We start from the raw sequence: 23222 nt of genomic DNA on the forward strand, positions 1-23222 counted from the left end.
GTGGATGCGTCTTGGAACAGAACTGAGCTGGAACGAATTTTCGCGACCCAACGCGAAGGGACGCGTGAGCAGGTTTCGCGCAGCTACGAAGAACGCATGGACCTGCTCGGGCGCCTTGGCCGGATATTTGAGCAGCACAGAGACGAATTGGTCGATGCCGTTGCCGCCGATTTCGGCATTCGATCCCGCTACGAGACTATCCTGCTCGACCTGATGCTTGGCATATCGGAAATTAAATTTGCGCGCCGCAATCTGAAGACGTGGCTGAGGCCGCGGCGGGTGAAGACTGACATCTTCGGCCTTCCCGGTTCATCGCGCCTGGTCCCCCAGCCCCTAGGTGTGGTGGGCGTTCTCGGCACGTGGAACTATCCGCTCGGCACCATATTCGTTGGCGCGGCCGGTGCATTGGCGGCCGGCAACCGCGTGATCGCAAAGCCGAGCGAAGTTTCCGCCAACGCCGCCGAAGCCAGCGAGCGGCTTGTGCGCCGGTATTTCGCCGAAGAGGAATTCGCGATTGTCCAGGGCGGGCCCGACATGGCACAGGCGATGACGGCCCTACCTTTCGACCATATTCTCTTCACCGGTTCACCCGCGGTTGGCCGCAAAGTCTATGAAGCGGCGGCTGCCAACCTTACACCTGTTACTCTGGAACTTGGCGGCAAATGCCCTGCCATCGTGGGCAAGGGTGCATCGCTTGCACAAGTCTGTGAAAGCTTAGTGTTCGGCAAGCTGCTCAACGCCGGCCAGACCTGCATCGCCGCTGACTATGCCTTCGTCCATGTCGATCAGATGGAAAGCTTCGTCGCCGCACTCCGCGCTCAGGTTGCCAAATGCTACCCCAACGCGGCAAGCAACCCCGATTTCACCAGTATCATCAATGACCGACAGTTCGCGCGGCTCCAAGGTTTGCTCGATGATGCCGAAGCCAAGGGCGCGACGGTGCTCAACCTCTCGGACAACGGCGATGGAACGCTTCCTGAACGGCATCGGATCGTGCCGTTGGCGGTTCTCGACGTTACCGATGACATGGCGATGATGCAGGAGGAGATTTTCGGACCGATCCTGCCGATCATGCCATATCGCTCCGAAGACGATCTCATTCGCTACGTAAACCGGCATGAGCGCCCGCTGGCGCTCTATTATTTTGGCGACGAAAGTGAGGAACGGCGCAAGATCATTTCCGAAACGCACGCTGGCGGCGTGACTCTCAACGGCACGGTCATGCACGTCTTCCAGCGCCGGCTGCCTTTCGGTGGCATCGGACAGAGCGGCATCGGTGCCTATACCGGCGTCGCCAGTTTCGAGCGCTTCACTCATTACAAGCCGGTGTTCTCTCAGCCGAAACTCAGCCTGCTTGGTCAACTTCTGCCACCCTATTCGAGCAAGACCGAAGGACTACTCAACATCTTCGAAAAGATCCTCTGACGTGGCTGCGGCGGTTGATGCTGGCATGTTGCATGACGCCGGGTCGCCAGCATGGGTCGAATGACAAGGGAAGCAAATGGCTGACTATGTAATTATTGGAGGTGGGTCGTCGGGCGGCGTTATCGCCAGCCGGTTGTCCGAGGACCCCGATGTCACCGTTTGCCTGCTCGAGGCAGGCGGCCCAGGCACCTCGCCGCTTGTGTCCACGCCCGGCGCTTTTGCGGCGCTGATCCAAGACTATCGGATCAATACGCTCAACTGGCGGTTCAACACCGACCCTTCAAAGGCGCTCAACGACCGCCGCCTCTACAATCCGCGCGGGAAGATGCTGGGTGGATCGAGCGGTATGAACGGGATGGTCTATATCCGCGGCGACCGGTCGGATTTCGACCACTGGGCCGAACTCGGCAACGACGGCTGGGGTTACAACGATGTCCTGTCCTATTTCCGCAAGGCTGAGAATAATGAGCGCGGTGAGGATGAGTTTCACGGCTCGTCGGGACCGCTTCACGTATCCAACGGCAAGCGCGAATTCGATGTCTATGATGCTTTCATCGAGGCGGCGACTGGACTGGACCATCAAGCCAATCCGGACTTCAATGGGGCCAGCCAGGAAGGTGTCGGCATCTATCAGTTTACCGTGAAGGACGGGAAGCGCGCCAGCGTGAAGGCGTGTTACCTTGATCCGGTGATGGGCAGGCGCGGCAACCTCCGCGTCGAAGTACATGCCCGCGTCCATCGTATCAGGTTTGAGGGCAACCGCGCGGTGGCAGTCGAGTATTCCCAGGACGGGCAGTTGAAGACGATCCCGTGCGAAAAGGAAGTCATTGTCAGCGGCGGCGCCTATAATTCGCCCCAACTGTTGATGCTTTCCGGTATCGGACCGCGTGATGAGTTGGAGAAGCATGGAATCGAAGTGATTCATGATATTCCCGGTGTCGGCCAGAATCTTCACGACCATCCTGACCTGATGCTGATCTACCAGTCGAAGAAGCGGCTCGGGATCGCACTCAATGTCGTTGGCGCGATCAAGACCGTGCGAGACCTATTCCAGTATCTCACGCAAAGGAAAAGCTGGCTGGCATCGCCGCCCACGGCTGCAGGCGGTTTCTTGCGATCCGCGCCGGGGCAGAACCGGGCGGATTGCCAGGTCCATGTCGTGCCGGTCGCCTATCGCGACCATGCGCGCGACTACAAGCTGATGACGAAATGGGGCTATACGATCATTCTCAATATTGGGCGCCCAAAGAGCCGCGGCTGGGTTGCCTTACATGACTCAAACCCCGAATCCGATCCCAAGATCGACCTCAATCTCTTGAGTCATCCCGACGACCTCAAGACGTTGCGCAATGCCTTCCGTGTCGTGCAGGAGATCCTGCATTCGGATCGCATGAAGGCGATGATGAAACGGCCTCTCTATCCTGACCGCTACCTTGAAACTGATGAAGAGATCGACGCCTATATCCGGGCAGAAGCCAATCATGCTTATCATCCGGTGGGAACATGCAAGATGGGCACCGACGAGATGGCGGTGGTCGACAACCGCCTGCGCGTTCACGGCCTCGCAAATATCCGCGTGGCCGATGCCTCGATCATGCCATCAGTCGTCAACGGCAACACCAATGCAACCTGCATCATGATCGGCGAGAAAGCCGCCGACATGATCCGGCACGATAATATGAGCAGCAAGAATAGCATCGCAGAATATTGAATTGGACGATTGGATCAATGCTGCAGACACAGATGCTTACGAAAAGAAGTCCGGAGAGGCCTATCGCATGTCAGTTTATTATGTGTCGACTGCGCCATTGTGGGCGAGCGCCTTAGAGGAGCGCGGCTGATGGACGTCCGTACGCAAATACGTCGCGCCGCACGTTATTTCGCCCAGCAAGAGGCTCTCGTTCACGGCCACAGGCGGTTGACTTTCTCGGAAGCCTGGTTGCGCGGCGTGAAGCTCGCAAATGCTCTTGCGGAGTGCGGCCTTCAACCGGGTGACCGGATTGCTACGCTGGAGAAGAACTCCATCGAGGCCGCCGACATCATACTGGCGGCTGCCATTGGAAACTATACGCGTGTTCCTCTCTATGCGCGCAACCGATGTGAAGCGCACGCCCATATGATCGCGAGTACCGGATCTCGGTTGGCGCTGGTCGATGAGGCATTGGCTTCGGAGTTGGCGGGGCTGGATGCCCAAGCTCCGACGCTTGAGCGGATCATTATCCGCGATCACAACTATGAGAATTGGTTGGCGACAGCCTCGGACCGGGATCCCGATCCCGTCGTCGCGCCGGAGGACTATTGTGTCATCCGCCACACCGGCGGCACGACGGGCAAACCCAAGGGCGTTGCCTATCGGCACCGTTCATGGATGACGATCTCCGCCGCATTTTTCAGCATCGGCCCCCAAGTGGCTCCAGGGGATGCCATTCTGCATGTCGGCCCGTTGTCCCATGCATCGGGCTTCCTGTTCGTGCCGGCCTGGTATTGCGGCGCCCGCAACGTGATGATGGACGGCTTCGATCCAGCGTCCTTTCTTGACACTCTCGAGCAGGAACGGATCAGCCATGCCTTTGTAGCCCCCACCATGCTCAATGCCATAGTGCATCACGACGGGGCATATGGCCGCCACTTTCCGAATTTGAAGTTTCTGCTGAGTGCTTCAGCGCCGATCTCCGAGCCGACGCTTCGCAAGTCGTGCCAGATATTCGGGAATCATGTTCTTCATTCGGGCTATGGACAGACCGAAATCCTGCCCATCGCGTCTATGGGGCCCAACGAGTGGTTCGGCGAATTTGAAGGTTCTGCCCCAATTCGGGCGGTCGGACGTCCCATGAGCGGCGCCGATATCGAAATCCGTAACGAGGACGGAAAGGTGCTGGGACCAAACGAGCCCGGCGAGATCGTCGCACGGTTCGAAAATGGCCAGATGGAGGAATTCTGGAACGATCCGGAGGAAACCGCCCGGCGCATGGAAGATGGCTGGGTCAAAACCGGCGATGTCGGCATGATCGACACAAACGGATTTTTGTATCTGCTCGATCGCAACAACGACATGATCGTGTCAGGCGGCTTCAATATCTATCCCACCGAAATCGAAAACGTAATTGCCGACCATCCCGGTGTACTCGAGGTCGCGGTCTTTGGCGTGCCCCATGAAAAATGGGGTGAAACGCCGCTTGCAATGGTGCGTGTCAAGCCCGGAGCACAAATCACGGAGACCGAGATAATAGATTTGGTGCGCCAGCGTCTGGGCTCCGCAAAAAAGCCAAGCAAGGTCGTTTTTACCGCCGAGCCACTGCCGTTGAGCAATGTCGGAAAGGTGCTTCGTTCAAAGCTTCGAGAGCCCTATTGGGCGGGCCAGGACCGGCGCATTTCGGGGGCATGACCGACGCAGCCATCCTAGCCACATCCTCTATTCCGGTGACCGCCTGCCGGCGCGCGGGAGACTGCAATGGATTATGAATACATCCTGGTTGAGCAACGCGGCCCAGCGCTTTGGGTGACCCTCAACCGGCCGGCAGCGTTGAACAGTCTGTCGTTGGCTTTGGCCGAGGAACTAGCCGCAGCGATCGAGGCAGCGGAAGCAGATGCGACGGTGCGCGCTTGCATTCTTACCGGCGCCGGACGGGCGTTTTGCGCTGGCGCGGATCTGCTCGCAATTGGCGATGGAACAGGCGGACAAACTCTCGCCGAACGCTTAAATCTGTTTCTGCCGCGGCTCGGTCAGGCTTTTAACAGGATCGAGACGTCGCGCCTTCCGATAATTGCGGCGGTCAACGGCCTTACGCTCGCCGGCGGCTTGGAACTGGTGTTGTGCTGTGATCTCGTCATTGCCGCGCACCCGGCCAGATTTGGCGACGCCCATGCAAATTACGGCCTGTTGCCCGGCGGTGGAGGGTCGGTTCGACTCCCTAGGAAGATCGGCGAAGCGCGTGCGAAACATCTGATGATGACCGGCGGGACCATCTCGGCTGCCGAGATGAAGGAAGCCGGACTCGTGACCCAACTGGTTGCTCCCGAGGATCTCATTGCGGCAGCGCAAGCGCTGGTAGAATCTCTTGCAGAAAAGAGCCGGCCAGGGCTCGCCTACATGAAGCAGCTAGTCCGCGCTGCGCAGGATAGCTCGCTCGAAGTCGGGCTGCGTCAGGAACTCGAAGCCATGGCTGCTTACGCCTTGTCCAACGACATTGTCGAAGGACTGGCGGCATTCCGGGAGAAGCGGAAGCCCGATTTTTCCGACCGGTGAGACCTGATCGGATGCGGAACACATTGGAAGAATGGATCAACGAATGACCGACATATTCGTCATGGGGGTTGGGATGACCCCGTTCGGAAAACAGTTCGACAAGAGCCTGAAAATGCTCTGCGCCGAAGCTTCGTCGCAGGCCTTTTCCGACGCAGGATGCACCGCCGGCGATGTCGAAGCCATCTTCTTCGGCAATTGCGTCCAGGGGCATATGGAGGGCCAGGACATGATCCGCGGCGAAATCGTGGCGCGAGCGATGGGCATCTCAAGCGTTCCCGTGGTGAATGTCGAAAACGCATGTGCGACGGCTTCCACGGCCTTGCACATGGCCGCCGCCTATGTTCGATCGGGGGCAGCGGATGTCGTACTCGCGCTCGGCGCGGAGAAGATGTACTCGCCCGACAAGGCGCTCATGTTCAGTGCATTCGATGGCGCTTGGGACGTGCATGAAACCGAGTCGGGCCGCGCGCAGCTGCTGGCCATGGGCAATGGCGTCGATGTTCCGGAAGGAACGACATCGAGTCAGCCTTACAGCGTTTTCATGGATGTATACGCCGCGATGGCACGCGCGCACATGAAGACCTACGGCTCGACGCAAGCGCAAATCGCGGCCGTCTCGGCGAAAAATCACATGCATTCGACGCGCAATCTGCTTGCCCAGTATCGCCTCCCATATACCGTCGAAAGTGTACTCGCTGCGCCTCCGATCGTTTACCCGTTCACACTGCCGATGTGCTCTCCGATCAGCGACGGCGCCGCCGCTGCGATCATCTGCAGCGAAGCCGGTCGGCGCAAACTGTCGGCAGCCCCGGACAGGGCGCTAAGAATCCTGGCGTCTGTGCTGCAAACCGGCGCCGCGCGCGATCCCTTTGATTATGACCACCATGTCAGCCGCCTTGCGGCGAACCGGGCCTATGCGATGGCCGGCGTGGGGCCAGAAGATATTGGCGTCGCGGAGGTGCATGACGCCACGGCGGTTGGCGAGATCATTGAAATCGAGGCGCTCGGCCTGACGCCGCCTGGCGAGGGCGGACTCGCGGCAGAGCGCGGTGAGACGGCGCTGGGTGGGCGTATTCCGGTAAACACGTCGGGCGGGCTTGAATGCAAGGGACATCCGATCGGCGCCACCGGGCTCGGCCAAATCTACGAGCTTGCGCTGCAATTGCGCGGCGAGGCGGAAGATCGACAGGTTCCGAATGCCCGGTTCGCGATCGCGCAGAACGGCGGAGGTGTCATCGGGGTGGAAGAGGCGGTGGTCGCCGTCACGATCCTGGGCCGGTAGTTGTCAGAGCGCGCCTAGGGAAACACGGGGTCACGATATGAACTTTGAGCTGTCCGATGAACAACGCATGGCGGTGGAAACCGTCCGCCGCTTTCTCGACAACAAGCTTGAGCCGGAAATCCGCCGGCATGGGGAGCGGTTCATCCCCAAACCGCTCATGAAGGAATGGACTCAAGCACTGACCGGCTATGGCCATATTACCGCACCGCATCAGGAGCAATGGGGCGGGCTTGATATGGGATGGCTCACTCATCTGCTCATTTTCGAGGAGATCGCCTATTCCTCGCTCGATGTGGCCATACCCGGCTTCATCAACGCGGTTGGCGCAGAACTCATCCGCCGCTTCGCCCCGGAGACGATCAAGCAACGCTATCTTGCCGACCTCGTCGCGGCCGAGAAGTTCGTTTCGCTCGGCATCTCGGAGCCCGATGTCGGCTCGGACGTCGCCGCCATCAAGACACGCGCCGTACGAGACGGCGATTTCTGGGTCATCAATGGCGAAAAGACCTGGATCACCAACGGAGCCTACTCGGACATCTTCATCTGTACGTGCAAGACTGGCGAAAATGAAGTCACTCACATCCTGGTCGATCGTGACGAGAGTGAGTATGAGGTGCGCGATATCCAGAAGATGGCGCTCAACGGCCAATCGACTGCACAGATATTCCTGACCGAATGCCGCGTACCGGTGGCAAACACGATCGGCCGGGTCGGCGATGGATTGCGCAATACGTTGCAAGTGTTCGAGATTGCCCGCTGCCATATGGCGATGTGGAGTATCGGCATCGCACGGCGAGCAATGGATGAGGCGATCGCGTACGCTCGCGATCGCGCGCAGCATGGCAAGAAGATCGCCGGCCATCAGCTGATCGCCGACAAGATCGCCATCATGGCGACCAAGATCGACGCAGCCCGTCTGTTGACGCACCGGGCAATATCCCTCGTCCAGGCGGGCACGCGCGCAGAGACGGAATGCTCGATGGCCAAGTGGTACGCCACCGAAATGGCGATCGAAGCGACGCGCGATGCGCTTCAGATCCATGGCGGCAACGGCGTCACCCGCGAATTCATCGTCGAGCGGCTGGTGCGTGAGGCGATCATTTGCCCCATCCCCGATGGCACGACGGAGATTCAAAAGCTTGTTGTTTCGCGCGCCCTGACCGGCATTCAAGCCTTTCGGTAAGGCTCAGACGAAAACGACAGCGTCGACGGAAATGGAGCCGCGTGCCTGACTCGCACAGGATCAAATGCGCAGATGCGTCGCTCAGGTAAAAGAGGCAGACAAGCGATGGACGAAGAGCTTCGTTTCGATGGCAGGGTAGTGGTTGTGACCGGAGCCGGAGGCGGACTTGGGCGCCAGTACGCGCTGATGTTTGGCGGGCGCGGAGCCAAGGTGGTGGTGAATGATCTGGGTGGCGACGAGAAAGGGAGCGGCAGCTGCTCCACAGCCGCTGACAATGTGGTCGACGAAATTCGAGCCACGGGCGGTCAGGCGGTGGCAAATTATGCGTCGGTCGAGGAGGGCGCGCTGATCATCCAAGCCGCGCTTGACAACTTCGGAACCGTTGACGTCGTCATCAACAATGCCGGCATCCTGCGCGATGTGAGCTTCCACAAAATGACCGACGAAGACTGGACACTGCTTCAGCGGGTCCATCTGAATGGGACGCGGGCAGTGACGCAGGCAGCATGGCCGATACTGCGCGACAAGGGCTATGGCCGCATCGTCATGACCACGTCTGCAGCCGCAATCTACGGCAACTTCGGTCAGGCCAACTATGCCGCAGCCAAGCTCGGAATATTGGGGCTTGCGAACGCGCTGGCGGAGGAGGGGCGGTCCAGAAACATCCAGGTTAATACGATCGCCCCAATCGCCGCATCGCGTATGACCGCGACCGCCTTTCCACAAGAGTTTCTCGCCAATCTCAGAGCGGAAGCGATCAGTCCATTGGTCGGTTGGCTTGCGCACGAGAATTGCAGCGAAACCAAAGGGCTTTTTGAAGTTGGAGCCGGCTATATCGCCAAGCTTAGGTGGGAGCGCGCGCTTGGGCACGCCTTCGGAGCGGACAGGGCGTTCACGCTCGATGATGTCGCCCGGCACTGGGGTAGAATTGTCGACTTCACGGATGCCGAGCACCCGCTCGGGCTGAATGACAGCCTTGAGGCGGTAGAACGGGCGCTGAGAGCGTAATCAACCCAATGAATTACCATGATATTTTTGAGCGGCCGTCGGGCTGCCGATGGCGTCGTGCCGCCGCCAGATATCGATGAGCAGCAGGAATAGTTCTGCAGCGAATTGAATTGGACGACGGCCCTCAAATGCCGCCAAACGGCATGAACTACACAATATCTCCTGGGAAGAGAGGATCAGCCATGAGAGGATGTCTATTGGCGTCTGCCGCGTTGTTGTGCTCGGGAACAGCATTTGCCCAGGAAGCAACGCCCCAGGCGAACGACCAAACCGGGAGCGCCACGGAAGCGCTGGCTGAGGACATTGTCGTTACCGCCACCAAAAAGGGCTATGGCGAAAGCGTGCAGAAAGTACCGATGGCGGTCACGGCTTTTGGTGAAGCGCAGTTGGATGCCAAGTTCGTCCAGAATCTTCAAAGTCTGAGCTACGACGTTCCCAACGTCCAGCTCGAGGATGTGGGTACGGCACCGGGCTATGCCAATTTCACTATCCGGGGCCTCGGCATCAACAGCACGATCCCATCGATCGACCCCACCGTAGGCGTTTTCACTGACGGTATTTACCTCGGCATCAACGCTGGTGTCGTGCTGGACAACTTCGACCTTGAGGGGATCTAAGTTCTGCGTGGACCGCAAGGCTTGCTTTTCGGTCGCAACGTTACCGGCGGTGCCGTGGTTGTGCGGACCACACGGCCCAGCTTCGATTTTGGAGCCAAAGCCAAGCTATCCATTGAAACGGGACTGAAGAAGACCGTAAGCGGCACGGTTACCGGACCTATCGTCGATGACGTTTTGGCTGCCAAATTGGCCGTCTACTACAGCGACGACAATGGCTGGTTTCGCAACCGCTTCGACAATCGCAGCTTCGGTAAATCACATGACCTTATCATTCGCCCGGCACTTTCGCTCAAGGGTGGCGACCGCTTCCGAATGGATCTCCGCTATGAGCATGGCGATGTCGAAAGCGATGGAGCCCCTGTCCAGAGTCACGCGCTGTTTCCCCGCGACAGCTTCAGGTTTTCGATCAATTTCCCAGGTTTCTATGATGCCAAATGGGACCAGGCGATCGTGGAAACCAACATCGATGTCGGTCTGGGCGGAGGCGTCTTCACCAACATCGCTGGCTATCGGAAATTCCGATCCTCCGCGGGCGCTGATATCGATGGAACACCACAGTCCTTCTTTCATGCCTTTTTCGAAATCGACCAGGATCAGCTCAGCGACGAACTTCGTTATGCCGGAAGGTTCGGTGACGTCGAATTGACAACCGGTCTATACTATTTTTCCCAGGATCTTCGTTACGCCGAGCTGCGGAATCTTTTGGGCGGTGCTCGGATCGTTTCCGGTGGGGGTACGCAAGACCAGACAACATGGGGCATTTTTGCTTCGACCGACTGGCATTTCACCGATACGCTGACCTTGAATCTCGGCGCGCGGTATAGCTGGGAACGCAAAGCCGTTCGGGTCTCGGCCTTGCGCGCAAATGGTTGCAATCTAGACACGCTGATCTGTGCAACCAATTTCGCCGACGCGGCAAAATGGCGAGGGTTTACGCCGAAAATCGGCCTTCAGTGGAAGCCGGATGACGACACGCAGATTTATGGCCTTTACACGCGCGGGTTCCGCAGCGGCGGATATAATTTGCGCAACACCGATCCCGCTGTGCCGCCGGGGCCATTCAATCAAGAGACCCAGGACAGTTTCGAACTCGGCGCCAAGAAGCAATTCGGGCGCCACCGGATCAACCTGGCGGCCTTCTACAATCGCATGAAGGACCTGCAGCGCGAGATCAACCTGCCCGGACCGCTTGGCGTCAGCCAGGTCATACGGAACACCGCCGACGCCACAATCAAAGGCGTCGAGGCCGAGGGGCAGTTTTTTCTTTTGTCCAACCTCGTGATTTCGGGTCAGCTCGGCTACGTGAATGGCCAGTATCGCAACGTCCAGTTCGACCTCAGCGGTGATGGCGTCATCAACGATGTGGATCGTGCGCTCAAATTGCCAAGGCTGTCGCCATGGACCTATGGCGTGGGGCTGACTTATGATCAGCAGCTTGGCGAATTGGGGACAGCAACGGCGCGTGTCAGCTTCACGCATCGCGACAAGGCGGCATTCACCGACAACAACGTCGGCTTCCTTCAGGGCGCCGATATGCTCGATGCGAGCCTCACATTGGCGACCGACAACAAGCACTGGCGCTTCTCCATCTATGGCCGAAACCTCCTGAATGAGGTGACGATTGGCGGCGATACACCTTTGCCGGCGGCCTTCGGGGGCACGGGTGCAAGCCTTTCACCGCTAAACAGGGGGCGCGTCATCGGCGGAGAAGTGGCGATTAGCTTCTAGGCCATTTTCGAGGCGAGTGGAATCACCCGCCAACTCGGAAAATGCCCAAGATCAATTTGCTAGAGCATTTCCTGCCGGAAAGCCGGTTCCCACTTCTGCGCGAAATGCTCTAGCTGATCGCGACGGATGCAGCGGATTTCCGATCGCACCCCGCCCCCTTGCCGTTAATCCGATGGTGCGGTGCGCCATGCCTGACGAACAAGGCTGACGAGCGCACGGCCAGCCGGTTTTACCTGCCAGCGGCTACGCACAGCATAACAAAGCGTCAATGGATCGAATAAACCGATTCCCTCCAAGGCCACGAAATTGGCGCGAAACCATGAGTTCTCGGTGAACTGTTTTGCAACCATCCCGATAGCATCGGATGTGGCAACGATCCGTCGAACCAATTGAAAATAGTCTGTCATGTGGATCCAGTCAGCGGGACGCTTACCGCTTTTTTCGTACATCTGCTGAATGATCGATGTGTAGGGTTCGGAAGATGAGGGCACTACGAATTCGAACTGGACCAGCGGCTCCTTGCTGGTCGGGTTTATCCCCAGAATGGGATGATTGTTCCGCACAAAAGGCAGTATTTCGATCGAGGCGACCCGCTCGCACTTGAATTCCGGCCAGCGTGCAAAGGCCGCTTCAAGTCCAAAGGCGACATCGATATCGCCGCGCGACAGGAGTCGCACGCCCCTTTTCGCTGTTGCCCGAAACGACTTCGACGCGCACTGCCGGATGGCGCCGCAGCAAAGAAACCAGAGGTTGGGTGAGCAACCAGTCGATTGACCCTGGGAACAGTCCGATTCGAAGCGGGCCCGCATAGGCGTCGGCGCGGCGGGCTGTATCTCCGAGTAGTTCAGCTGCGTCGGCAAGCAAGCGCGCTGCGCGATCGATAAATTCGCGTCCCTCCTCTGTCGGCATCGCGCCCCGTGAGGTCCGATGGAAAAGGGAATAGCCAAGATACCGTTCGAGTTCAGCGACACTCTTGGTCACCGCCGACTGCGTGACACCAACCGCATCCGCTGCCCTGGAGAAGGAACGAAGCTGACCAACCGCGACGGCATGCTTGAGGCGAGAATCGAGCATGGACATGCCCCACAGGAATAATTGCTCCAGAGAATGAATTAGGCGAATCAAGGTCATTTTGCCAATCTTACTTTCGACACTGCCGCCCAGCACGACTGCAACCCGTCTCGAAATCTGGAGCGGCGAAACGGCCTGGATCAAAGCGCCAAGGTCTCAGACGCAGGTATGCCTGAATGACGAAAACTGGTCCGCTTGCAGGCCTCAAAATACTCGAAATTGCGGGCATCGGCCCGGCGCCGTTTTGCGGAATGCTGTTGGCCGACCTTGGCGCCGATGTCGTCGTCATTGAACGCGTAAGCCCTAACTCCGAAAATATCGATCTTGGCAGCGGCGCCATTGTGAACCGCGGGAAACGTGTAATTGCCTTGGATCTGAAGTCCCCCGAAGGCGTCGCGCATGTCCTGGATCTCGTCCAAAGGGGCGATGTACTGATCGAAGGCATGCGGCCTGGGGTGATGGAGAGGCTCGGCCTTGGTCCCGAGGTTTGCCTAGCGCGTAACCCCCGCCTTGTATTCGGTCGCATGACGGGTTGGGGGCAGCAGGGACCTCTCGCCCAAGCGGCCGGCCATGACATCAACTATATCGCGCTGTCAGGAGCCCTTTGGTATGCTGGGCATCCTGGTGAACCGCCAATGGCGCCGCCAAGCCTGGTAGGCGATATTGGGGGTGGAGCGCTTTATTTGGCCATCGGCGTCCTCGCAGCGGCAATGCACGCCCGGGATACCGGGAATGGGCAAGTGGTTGACGCCGCGATCGTCGATGGGAGCGCTCACATGATGAACTTGCTCCTGAGCCTGAAGGCCGCCGGCCAGGTTGCCAGCATACGCGGCTGCAGCATCCTTGACGGCCCTCACTGGTACTCGACCTATCGGTGCGCCGACGGGAATTTCATCTCAGTCGGATCACTCGAGCCCAAGTTCTATGCGCTGCTTTGCAAAAAGCTGGGGTTGGCCGGCGATAGCAGTTTTGACGACGGCTATGATCGTGATGCCTGGCCCGAGCTCAAGCAGCGTTTTAGCGAGATATTCGCCATGCGGACACGGGAAGAATGGCGCGCACTGCTGGAAGGCAGCGATGCCTGCTTTGCCCCCGTGCTTGATCCGGACGAAGCGGCGCGCCATCCTCATATGGCAGCGCGAGGCGTCTATCGGGAGATCGACAATATCCTTCAGGCAATGCCGGCGCCACGTTTTTCGGGCTCGTCACTACCGATCCCCGGACCGATCCCGCTGCATCATGAAGATCCGAGTACAATTCGGCGGGGCTGGAGCAAACCGGACCGCTGCGGGATTACCGCCAGAACCGACTGTTGCGAGTAGTCGGTTGGCATGGTGGGCGGCCAGCGGCCCGACACGAACGGTGATTTCATAACTATGAACCAATGCGACGCTCCGCTTCGCTGCATTCAAATCAAAGGAGACAACGACACACAGGCACGTCAAACTATCCGATGATTCCTGTACGCCACGCCGGAACGGCGATTGCGGACGTGTCCACGGGACGTTGTTCGCATCGTGATTCGCTCGGCGCTTGAAATCAATGCTCGCCCCGGATGTGACGACGCCGATGGGATTTCCACTGCGGCGGCCACGGCCAATGTCCTGGCGTGAGGGCTTCGGTCATCGACCGATTCGACCGTCCGAATGCGGTCTTTTGGCGCGCCTGAGAATCCGCATCGCCAGATGAATTCGTACCTCATCTTCATGATCCAACAACGGCACAATGCACAGCCCGTATACGCGGATGTCGACGGGGCTGCTTTCAAGGCGCGCTGTCGCCGCTCACGGCGACAGAGATGGTGCATTCACGGTCACCCGAATAGCTGATTTCCTTTGCTACTCGGCAAGGGAAAACCGTTGGCACCGCCGATTACACCGATACACCGTTTGGAAAAGCTGGATTGGAACGCCTCGCGCGCGCGCATCCGTCCCGCTGGGCGCGCTCAGCGTGACTATTCCAATGAAGTGTATGGGGTCATTTGCTCCGCCACGAGACGTCGCCGGTGCAGGCTCAACAATCCTCAATCAATGAGTGGAAGGAATAGTTCGCCAACAAATTGAATTGGACGATGAGCCCCAAGGCGCGGCAAATGGCGCCAAATCAAAAAATGCCGTGGGGAGGACAGTCATGGTCACAGCCTTTAGGACAAATTTGCTTTGTGCCACCGCGCTATCGATCGCGTGTGCGCTTGCAGTGCCGGCACATGCCCAGGACGCTGCATCGCAGGGCGAAAAGCCCGAGGCGCAGGAAGGTGGCCTTGAGACAATCGTCGTCACGGCGCAGAAGCGCGAACAGAATTTGCAGGATGTTCCGGCCGCCGTTTCCGCCATAGGCGGCGAGACGCTGCGCACGCGCGGCATCACGGAGACCTCAGACTTGATGGGCGCGATCCCCAGCCTGCAAGTCACCACTCCCTATGGTCGCACCCAACCGAATTTCTCGCTGCGCGGGATTTCAGTGGCGAACGAATTTTCCGCCTCCACTGCGTCGCCGGTTGGCGTCTATGTCGATGAAGTCTATCAGAGCTTCCGGGCGAGCCATGGCCTGCAACTCTATGACATCGACCGGGTCGAGGTACTGCGCGGACCGCAAGGAACACTCTACGGTCGCAACACCACGGGTGGCGCGATCAGCTTCTTCACGCGCAAGCCGGATCTGGGAGAGGCCAATGGCTATCTGACCGCCGGCTATGCCAATTACGACACTTTCACGGTGCAGGGCGCCGCTGAAGCGACGCTGGTTCCCGACATCTTGGGCGTCCGCGTCGCCGGTACTTTTGCAAAAGGGGATGGTTGGCAGCGCAATGTACTGCCTGGGAATGAGCGCGACCTAGGGACCACCGATACGATCGGCGGTCGCATCTCGATCCGCTTCCGGCCCGATCCCGATCTCGACATCAATTTGAAGCTCTATGCCGCGAAGGACGATCCATGGGGCACCGCGCCCTATGCAGGTGGTCAACTCGCGGGCGGGCAGGATGCGCTCGGCTATTCGCGTTACGATCCGCAACCTTTCCTAGGCGGGCGGTTGCTGCGTGACAATGAGGTCGCAGTTGATCGGGTAGGTAAGAACATCAGCAAGTCGAAAGGGATAGCCCTCAACATCAAATGGGATGTCAGCGACCAATTCTCCGTCACCTCGATTACCGGCTACGACACCGGCGACTATATCAACAATCCTGATGATTGCGATGGCGGCCCAGCCGATCTCTGCTCGATCGGCCTCACGTCGACGAGCAAGAATTTCAACCAGGATCTGCGTTTCAGCTATTCGAACGACCGCCTCGATATCATTGCCGGCCTTTATTATGGCAGGGACAAGGTCAAGACGGTCAACTACCCGGACTTTTTCGGGGCGCTGAGGCCGCTGCTGCTTGGCGCCGGTCTTCCGGGCAGCTACAATAACGCCGCAATCGGAACGCCCGACGCGATCCGCTATATCCCAGCCTTTGCCGCCAATCCGGCGTTGGGGCCTGGCGATGCCGGATTCTGCGACGCGATCGAGATCAATCCCAACGGCTTCCTTGATGCACGCTCGCTGATTGCACTCCAGACCGACATCGCGATCAATAATACGGGCAATGGCGGCATGGGGGGTAGCTTTTCGGCGGGCTGCGCCGGGGCAGGCGCGCCTCCGTTCACCCCGATCCTCGGCGAACAGCGTTTTGACGTGTCGCGCCCCTCGAAGGCGATCTACGGCGACGTAACCTGGAAAACGACCGAGCGGCTGACCGTGGCGGTGGGTGCACGCTACACCCAGGATAAGGTCAATTACCTTAACGGCAGCACTTTCCTCTATGCGCTCGACGGTACGACGCCGGTTGTCAACCTGATCCCCTACAGCAATCCATACAACCCCAATCTCGCGCCGCTTGAGCAGCGCGAAAAGGCAAACAGGCTAACCGGCCGTATCAATGTCAGCTATGAGTTCGCCGATGATATCATGGGCTATCTCCAGTACAGTCGCGGTTACCGCAGCGGCAGCTTCAACGGGCTTGCCTATCAGGGCGTCAATCAAGTCTATTATATCCAGCCTGAAAAGGTGAATGCATATGAGGCGGGGCTCAAAACCCGGCTGTTCGATCGCCGCGTCCAACTTAACCTCGCGGGCTTCTACTACGAGTATTCGAATCACCAAGTAACGCAGGTGGTTGGCGCTACAACCTTCACGCGCAGCGCCAATGGTCGCCTGTTCGGTGGCGACGCCGAACTCGCCTGGCAGGTGGCCGATACGTTGCGTTTCGATGCTTCGCTGGGCTATCTCAACAGCAAGTACAAAGGCAATGTGATCGATCCGGCAAACCCGGCAAGCCCGACATTGAACGTCAACGGCAATCCCTTCCCGAACGCGCCGGAGGTTACGTTCCAGGCCGGATTCGACTGGGATATGATCGATGACGGCACCAACAAGCTGACCTTGCGCGGTGATGCGTCCTACATGGGCAAGTACTATTTTGATCCGTTCAAGAATTATGGGCAGACACCGTGCGATACACCCCCAGCGGGATCGAACATAACGCTCGCGGGTAAGGCGATTACATGCGCAAATCCGGGCTACTGGCTCGCCAATGCGCGATTAACCTATGCGCACGACAATATGTCGGTTAGCTTGTGGGCGAAGAATCTGTTCGACAAATATTACTACACCTACGGCCTCAACATGAACGTGTTCGGCTACGATTATCTGAACCGCGGCATGCCGCGCACTTATGGCGTCGAAGCGACAGTCAAGTTCTGATCGCTGCTGCGACGGGGGCGGCGGGCATCCTCTCCCGCCCGCTGCCCCCGATTTTTCGACCTGACTTTCAGACCGAGGAGCATCCATGATACGTTCCACCGGCAACGGTCCCTCATTCATCGGCACGGCGTACAGAATCGAGCGCGCTGCGATCACTGAGATCGGCGCAGCTGAAAGCACCGCCCAGGCGAGCAGCGCCGAGCGGCCGGCGCGCCTCCGGACGATTTAACGTGGATGCGTCTTGGAACAGAACTGAGCTGGAACGAATTTTCGCGACCCAACGCGAAGGGACGCGTGAGCAGGTTTCGCGCAGCTACGAAGAACGCATGGACCTGCTCGGGCGCCTTGGCCGGATATTTGAGCAGCACAGAGACGAATTGGTCGATGCCGTTGCCGCCGATTTCGGCATTCGATCCCGCTACGAGACTATCCTGCTCGACCTGATGCTTGGCATATCGGAAATTAAATTTGCGCGCCGCAATCTGAAGACGTGGCTGAGGCCGCGGCGGGTGAAGACTGACATCTTCGGCCTTCCCGGTTCATCGCGCCTGGTCCCCCAGCCCCTAGGTGTGGTGGGCGTTCTCGGCACGTGGAACTATCCGCTCGGCACCATATTCGTTGGCGCGGCCGGTGCATTGGCGGCCGGCAACCGCGTGATCGCAAAGCCGAGCGAAGTTTCCGCCAACGCCGCCGAAGCCAGCGAGCGGCTTGTGCGCCGGTATTTCGCCGAAGAGGAATTCGCGATTGTCCAGGGCGGGCCCGACATGGCACAGGCGATGACGGCCCTACCTTTCGACCATATTCTCTTCACCGGTTCACCCGCGGTTGGCCGCAAAGTCTATGAAGCGGCGGCTGCCAACCTTACACCTGTTACTCTGGAACTTGGCGGCAAATGCCCTGCCATCGTGGGCAAGGGTGCATCGCTTGCACAAGTCTGTGAAAGCTTAGTGTTCGGCAAGCTGCTCAACGCCGGCCAGACCTGCATCGCCGCTGACTATGCCTTCGTCCATGTCGATCAGATGGAAAGCTTCGTCGCCGCACTCCGCGCTCAGGTTGCCAAATGCTACCCCAACGCGGCAAGCAACCCCGATTTCACCAGTATCATCAATGACCGACAGTTCGCGCGGCTCCAAGGTTTGCTCGATGATGCCGAAGCCAAGGGCGCGACGGTGCTCAACCTCTCGGACAACGGCGATGGAACGCTTCCTGAACGGCATCGGATCGTGCCGTTGGCGGTTCTCGACGTTACCGATGACATGGCGATGATGCAGGAGGAGATTTTCGGACCGATCCTGCCGATCATGCCATATCGCTCCGAAGACGATCTCATTCGCTACGTAAACCGGCATGAGCGCCCGCTGGCGCTCTATTATTTTGGCGACGAAAGTGAGGAACGGCGCAAGATCATTTCCGAAACGCACGCTGGCGGCGTGACTCTCAACGGCACGGTCATGCACGTCTTCCAGCGCCGGCTGCCTTTCGGTGGCATCGGACAGAGCGGCATCGGTGCCTATACCGGCGTCGCCAGTTTCGAGCGCTTCACTCATTACAAGCCGGTGTTCTCTCAGCCGAAACTCAGCCTGCTTGGTCAACTTCTGCCACCCTATTCGAGCAAGACCGAAGGACTACTCAACATCTTCGAAAAGATCCTCTGACGTGGCTGCGGCGGTTGATGCTGGCATGTTGCATGACGCCGGGTCGCCAGCATGGGTCGAATGACAAGGGAAGCAAATGGCTGACTATGTAATTATTGGAGGTGGGTCGTCGGGCGGCGTTATCGCCAGCCGGTTGTCCGAGGACCCCGATGTCACCGTTTGCCTGCTCGAGGCAGGCGGCCCAGGCACCTCGCCGCTTGTGTCCACGCCCGGCGCTTTTGCGGCGCTGATCCAAGACTATCGGATCAATACGCTCAACTGGCGGTTCAACACCGACCCTTCAAAGGCGCTCAACGACCGCCGCCTCTACAATCCGCGCGGGAAGATGCTGGGTGGATCGAGCGGTATGAACGGGATGGTCTATATCCGCGGCGACCGGTCGGATTTCGACCACTGGGCCGAACTCGGCAACGACGGCTGGGGTTACAACGATGTCCTGTCCTATTTCCGCAAGGCTGAGAATAATGAGCGCGGTGAGGATGAGTTTCACGGCTCGTCGGGACCGCTTCACGTATCCAACGGCAAGCGCGAATTCGATGTCTATGATGCTTTCATCGAGGCGGCGACTGGACTGGACCATCAAGCCAATCCGGACTTCAATGGGGCCAGCCAGGAAGGTGTCGGCATCTATCAGTTTACCGTGAAGGACGGGAAGCGCGCCAGCGTGAAGGCGTGTTACCTTGATCCGGTGATGGGCAGGCGCGGCAACCTCCGCGTCGAAGTACATGCCCGCGTCCATCGTATCAGGTTTGAGGGCAACCGCGCGGTGGCAGTCGAGTATTCCCAGGACGGGCAGTTGAAGACGATCCCGTGCGAAAAGGAAGTCATTGTCAGCGGCGGCGCCTATAATTCGCCCCAACTGTTGATGCTTTCCGGTATCGGACCGCGTGATGAGTTGGAGAAGCATGGAATCGAAGTGATTCATGATATTCCCGGTGTCGGCCAGAATCTTCACGACCATCCTGACCTGATGCTGATCTACCAGTCGAAGAAGCGGCTCGGGATCGCACTCAATGTCGTTGGCGCGATCAAGACCGTGCGAGACCTATTCCAGTATCTCACGCAAAGGAAAAGCTGGCTGGCATCGCCGCCCACGGCTGCAGGCGGTTTCTTGCGATCCGCGCCGGGGCAGAACCGGGCGGATTGCCAGGTCCATGTCGTGCCGGTCGCCTATCGCGACCATGCGCGCGACTACAAGCTGATGACGAAATGGGGCTATACGATCATTCTCAATATTGGGCGCCCAAAGAGCCGCGGCTGGGTTGCCTTACATGACTCAAACCCCGAATCCGATCCCAAGATCGACCTCAATCTCTTGAGTCATCCCGACGACCTCAAGACGTTGCGCAATGCCTTCCGTGTCGTGCAGGAGATCCTGCATTCGGATCGCATGAAGGCGATGATGAAACGGCCTCTCTATCCTGACCGCTACCTTGAAACTGATGAAGAGATCGACGCCTATATCCGGGCAGAAGCCAATCATGCTTATCATCCGGTGGGAACATGCAAGATGGGCACCGACGAGATGGCGGTGGTCGACAACCGCCTGCGCGTTCACGGCCTCGCAAATATCCGCGTGGCCGATGCCTCGATCATGCCATCAGTCGTCAACGGCAACACCAATGCAACCTGCATCATGATCGGCGAGAAAGCCGCCGACATGATCCGGCACGATAATATGAGCAGCAAGAATAGCATCGCAGAATATTGAATTGGACGATTGGATCAATGCTGCAGACACAGATGCTTACGAAAAGAAGTCCGGAGAGGCCTATCGCATGTCAGTTTATTATGTGTCGACTGCGCCATTGTGGGCGAGCGCCTTAGAGGAGCGCGGCTGATGGACGTCCGTACGCAAATACGTCGCGCCGCACGTTATTTCGCCCAGCAAGAGGCTCTCGTTCACGGCCACAGGCGGTTGACTTTCTCGGAAGCCTGGTTGCGCGGCGTGAAGCTCGCAAATGCTCTTGCGGAGTGCGGCCTTCAACCGGGTGACCGGATTGCTACGCTGGAGAAGAACTCCATCGAGGCCGCCGACATCATACTGGCGGCTGCCATTGGAAACTATACGCGTGTTCCTCTCTATGCGCGCAACCGATGTGAAGCGCACGCCCATATGATCGCGAGTACCGGATCTCGGTTGGCGCTGGTCGATGAGGCATTGGCTTCGGAGTTGGCGGGGCTGGATGCCCAAGCTCCGACGCTTGAGCGGATCATTATCCGCGATCACAACTATGAGAATTGGTTGGCGACAGCCTCGGACCGGGATCCCGATCCCGTCGTCGCGCCGGAGGACTATTGTGTCATCCGCCACACCGGCGGCACGACGGGCAAACCCAAGGGCGTTGCCTATCGGCACCGTTCATGGATGACGATCTCCGCCGCATTTTTCAGCATCGGCCCCCAAGTGGCTCCAGGGGATGCCATTCTGCATGTCGGCCCGTTGTCCCATGCATCGGGCTTCCTGTTCGTGCCGGCCTGGTATTGCGGCGCCCGCAACGTGATGATGGACGGCTTCGATCCAGCGTCCTTTCTTGACACTCTCGAGCAGGAACGGATCAGCCATGCCTTTGTAGCCCCCACCATGCTCAATGCCATAGTGCATCACGACGGGGCATATGGCCGCCACTTTCCGAATTTGAAGTTTCTGCTGAGTGCTTCAGCGCCGATCTCCGAGCCGACGCTTCGCAAGTCGTGCCAGATATTCGGGAATCATGTTCTTCATTCGGGCTATGGACAGACCGAAATCCTGCCCATCGCGTCTATGGGGCCCAACGAGTGGTTCGGCGAATTTGAAGGTTCTGCCCCAATTCGGGCGGTCGGACGTCCCATGAGCGGCGCCGATATCGAAATCCGTAACGAGGACGGAAAGGTGCTGGGACCAAACGAGCCCGGCGAGATCGTCGCACGGTTCGAAAATGGCCAGATGGAGGAATTCTGGAACGATCCGGAGGAAACCGCCCGGCGCATGGAAGATGGCTGGGTCAAAACCGGCGATGTCGGCATGATCGACACAAACGGATTTTTGTATCTGCTCGATCGCAACAACGACATGATCGTGTCAGGCGGCTTCAATATCTATCCCACCGAAATCGAAAACGTAATTGCCGACCATCCCGGTGTACTCGAGGTCGCGGTCTTTGGCGTGCCCCATGAAAAATGGGGTGAAACGCCGCTTGCAATGGTGCGTGTCAAGCCCGGAGCACAAATCACGGAGACCGAGATAATAGATTTGGTGCGCCAGCGTCTGGGCTCCGCAAAAAAGCCAAGCAAGGTCGTTTTTACCGCCGAGCCACTGCCGTTGAGCAATGTCGGAAAGGTGCTTCGTTCAAAGCTTCGAGAGCCCTATTGGGCGGGCCAGGACCGGCGCATTTCGGGGGCATGACCGACGCAGCCATCCTAGCCACATCCTCTATTCCGGTGACCGCCTGCCGGCGCGCGGGAGACTGCAATGGATTATGAATACATCCTGGTTGAGCAACGCGGCCCAGCGCTTTGGGTGACCCTCAACCGGCCGGCAGCGTTGAACAGTCTGTCGTTGGCTTTGGCCGAGGAACTAGCCGCAGCGATCGAGGCAGCGGAAGCAGATGCGACGGTGCGCGCTTGCATTCTTACCGGCGCCGGACGGGCGTTTTGCGCTGGCGCGGATCTGCTCGCAATTGGCGATGGAACAGGCGGACAAACTCTCGCCGAACGCTTAAATCTGTTTCTGCCGCGGCTCGGTCAGGCTTTTAACAGGATCGAGACGTCGCGCCTTCCGATAATTGCGGCGGTCAACGGCCTTACGCTCGCCGGCGGCTTGGAACTGGTGTTGTGCTGTGATCTCGTCATTGCCGCGCACCCGGCCAGATTTGGCGACGCCCATGCAAATTACGGCCTGTTGCCCGGCGGTGGAGGGTCGGTTCGACTCCCTAGGAAGATCGGCGAAGCGCGTGCGAAACATCTGATGATGACCGGCGGGACCATCTCGGCTGCCGAGATGAAGGAAGCCGGACTCGTGACCCAACTGGTTGCTCCCGAGGATCTCATTGCGGCAGCGCAAGCGCTGGTAGAATCTCTTGCAGAAAAGAGCCGGCCAGGGCTCGCCTACATGAAGCAGCTAGTCCGCGCTGCGCAGGATAGCTCGCTCGAAGTCGGGCTGCGTCAGGAACTCGAAGCCATGGCTGCTTACGCCTTGTCCAACGACATTGTCGAAGGACTGGCGGCATTCCGGGAGAAGCGGAAGCCCGATTTTTCCGACCGGTGAGACCTGATCGGATGCGGAACA

Annotated in this window: 18 protein-coding genes; 16 read left to right on the top strand and 2 right to left on the bottom strand. The window is 58.7% G+C overall.

Annotation, left to right across the window (positions count from 1 at the left end; genetic code table 11):
- The 9 genes from NP825_RS04830 to NP825_RS04870 all read left to right on the top strand — a co-directional run bounded on the left by NP825_RS04830 (position 1) and on the right by NP825_RS04870 (position 11489).
- Complete coding sequence (locus tag NP825_RS04830; protein ID WP_067678632.1) at positions 1–1425, top strand: aldehyde dehydrogenase family protein; 1425 nt, start codon at positions 1–3, stop codon at positions 1423–1425.
- 76 nt (positions 1426–1501) lie between these two features.
- Positions 1502–3136, top strand: a complete 1635-nt coding sequence (locus tag NP825_RS04835) for a GMC family oxidoreductase (RefSeq protein ID WP_257548978.1) — start codon at positions 1502–1504, stop codon at positions 3134–3136.
- A gap of 129 nt (positions 3137–3265) precedes the next feature.
- Positions 3266–4810: a class I adenylate-forming enzyme family protein gene (locus NP825_RS04840; protein ID WP_026108915.1), complete on the top strand. Its 1545-nt coding sequence runs from the start codon at positions 3266–3268 to the stop codon at positions 4808–4810.
- Positions 4811–4876: 66 nt separating this feature from the next.
- On the top strand, positions 4877–5671 hold the full coding sequence (locus NP825_RS04845; protein ID WP_054525391.1) for an enoyl-CoA hydratase/isomerase family protein: 795 nt from the start codon (positions 4877–4879) through the stop codon (positions 5669–5671).
- Between the two features lie 43 nt (positions 5672–5714).
- Positions 5715–6953 carry a thiolase family protein gene (locus NP825_RS04850; RefSeq protein ID WP_011415063.1) on the top strand — a complete coding sequence of 413 codons (1239 nt, stop codon included), beginning with the start codon at positions 5715–5717 and terminating at the stop codon, positions 6951–6953.
- A 37-nt stretch (positions 6954–6990) separates the two neighbouring features.
- The gene (locus NP825_RS04855) at positions 6991–8136 is read left to right on the top strand and encodes an acyl-CoA dehydrogenase family protein (protein ID WP_011415064.1); all 1146 of its coding nucleotides are present in this window, start codon (positions 6991–6993) and stop codon (positions 8134–8136) included.
- 105 nt (positions 8137–8241) lie between these two features.
- Positions 8242–9144, top strand: a complete 903-nt coding sequence (locus NP825_RS04860; protein WP_054525393.1) for an SDR family oxidoreductase — start codon at positions 8242–8244, stop codon at positions 9142–9144.
- A gap of 197 nt (positions 9145–9341) precedes the next feature.
- Positions 9342–9761: a TonB-dependent receptor plug domain-containing protein gene (locus NP825_RS04865; RefSeq protein ID WP_257548989.1), complete on the top strand. Its 420-nt coding sequence runs from the start codon at positions 9342–9344 to the stop codon at positions 9759–9761.
- A 21-nt stretch (positions 9762–9782) separates the two neighbouring features.
- Complete coding sequence (locus NP825_RS04870; RefSeq protein WP_257548991.1) at positions 9783–11489, top strand: TonB-dependent receptor; 1707 nt, start codon at positions 9783–9785, stop codon at positions 11487–11489.
- A gap of 164 nt (positions 11490–11653) precedes the next feature.
- Here NP825_RS04870 and NP825_RS04875 read toward each other — a convergent pair whose 3' ends face one another.
- Entirely contained in the window at positions 11654–12166 is a 513-nt protein-coding gene (locus NP825_RS04875; protein WP_257548993.1) for a substrate-binding domain-containing protein, read from the bottom strand.
- Positions 12120–12620: a LysR family transcriptional regulator gene (locus NP825_RS04880; protein WP_257548995.1), complete on the bottom strand. Its 501-nt coding sequence runs from the start codon at positions 12618–12620 to the stop codon at positions 12120–12122. Before NP825_RS04880 ends, NP825_RS04875 begins: the two co-directional genes overlap by 47 nt.
- Before the next feature lie 116 nt (positions 12621–12736).
- Here NP825_RS04880 and NP825_RS04885 point away from each other — a divergent pair, with 116 nt between their 5' ends.
- The 7 genes from NP825_RS04885 (at position 12737) to NP825_RS04915 (ending at position 23201) form a co-directional block, all read left to right on the top strand.
- Entirely contained in the window at positions 12737–13882 is a 1146-nt protein-coding gene (locus NP825_RS04885; protein ID WP_041685272.1) for a CaiB/BaiF CoA-transferase family protein, read from the top strand.
- Positions 13883–14756: 874 nt separating this feature from the next.
- Positions 14757–17300: a TonB-dependent receptor gene (locus NP825_RS04890; protein WP_257548972.1), complete on the top strand. Its 2544-nt coding sequence runs from the start codon at positions 14757–14759 to the stop codon at positions 17298–17300.
- Between the two features lie 85 nt (positions 17301–17385).
- Positions 17386–17529, top strand: coding sequence for a hypothetical protein (locus NP825_RS04895; protein WP_257548974.1), 144 nt, complete (start codon positions 17386–17388; stop codon positions 17527–17529).
- Position 17530: 1 nt separating this feature from the next.
- Positions 17531–18955: an aldehyde dehydrogenase family protein gene (locus NP825_RS04900; protein WP_067678632.1), complete on the top strand. Its 1425-nt coding sequence runs from the start codon at positions 17531–17533 to the stop codon at positions 18953–18955.
- A 76-nt stretch (positions 18956–19031) separates the two neighbouring features.
- Positions 19032–20666, top strand: coding sequence for a GMC family oxidoreductase (locus NP825_RS04905; protein ID WP_257548978.1), 1635 nt, complete (start codon positions 19032–19034; stop codon positions 20664–20666).
- Positions 20667–20795: 129 nt separating this feature from the next.
- A complete protein-coding gene (locus NP825_RS04910; protein ID WP_026108915.1) occupies positions 20796–22340 on the top strand; it encodes a class I adenylate-forming enzyme family protein in 1545 nt (514 codons plus the stop codon).
- Positions 22341–22406: 66 nt separating this feature from the next.
- Complete coding sequence (locus tag NP825_RS04915) at positions 22407–23201, top strand: enoyl-CoA hydratase/isomerase family protein (RefSeq protein ID WP_054525391.1); 795 nt, start codon at positions 22407–22409, stop codon at positions 23199–23201.
- Positions 23202–23222: the final 21 nt, after the last annotated feature.

It is taken from the genome of Sphingopyxis sp. DBS4, assembly GCF_024628865.1.
Classification (GTDB): Bacteria; Pseudomonadota; Alphaproteobacteria; order Sphingomonadales; family Sphingomonadaceae; genus Sphingopyxis.

What these genes read in the sequence shown, in the direction of transcription:
- NP825_RS04835 (WP_257548978.1), top strand. Translation starts at nt 1,502, where the DNA reads ATGGCTGACTATGTAATTATTGGAGGTGGGTCGTCGGGCGGCGTTATC.
- NP825_RS04840 (WP_026108915.1), top strand. Translation starts at nt 3,266, where the DNA reads ATGGACGTCCGTACGCAAATACGTCGCGCCGCACGTTATTTCGCCCAG.
- NP825_RS04845 (WP_054525391.1), top strand. Translation starts at nt 4,877, where the DNA reads ATGGATTATGAATACATCCTGGTTGAGCAACGCGGCCCAGCGCTTTGG.
- NP825_RS04850 (WP_011415063.1), top strand. Translation starts at nt 5,715, where the DNA reads ATGACCGACATATTCGTCATGGGGGTTGGGATGACCCCGTTCGGAAAA.
- NP825_RS04855 (WP_011415064.1), top strand. Translation starts at nt 6,991, where the DNA reads ATGAACTTTGAGCTGTCCGATGAACAACGCATGGCGGTGGAAACCGTC.
- NP825_RS04860 (WP_054525393.1), top strand. Translation starts at nt 8,242, where the DNA reads ATGGACGAAGAGCTTCGTTTCGATGGCAGGGTAGTGGTTGTGACCGGA.
- NP825_RS04880 (WP_257548995.1), bottom strand. Translation starts at nt 12,620, where the DNA reads ATGACCTTGATTCGCCTAATTCATTCTCTGGAGCAATTATTCCTGTGG.
- NP825_RS04885 (WP_041685272.1), top strand. Translation starts at nt 12,737, where the DNA reads ATGACGAAAACTGGTCCGCTTGCAGGCCTCAAAATACTCGAAATTGCG.
- NP825_RS04895 (WP_257548974.1), top strand. Translation starts at nt 17,386, where the DNA reads ATGATACGTTCCACCGGCAACGGTCCCTCATTCATCGGCACGGCGTAC.
- NP825_RS04905 (WP_257548978.1), top strand. Translation starts at nt 19,032, where the DNA reads ATGGCTGACTATGTAATTATTGGAGGTGGGTCGTCGGGCGGCGTTATC.
- NP825_RS04910 (WP_026108915.1), top strand. Translation starts at nt 20,796, where the DNA reads ATGGACGTCCGTACGCAAATACGTCGCGCCGCACGTTATTTCGCCCAG.
- NP825_RS04915 (WP_054525391.1), top strand. Translation starts at nt 22,407, where the DNA reads ATGGATTATGAATACATCCTGGTTGAGCAACGCGGCCCAGCGCTTTGG.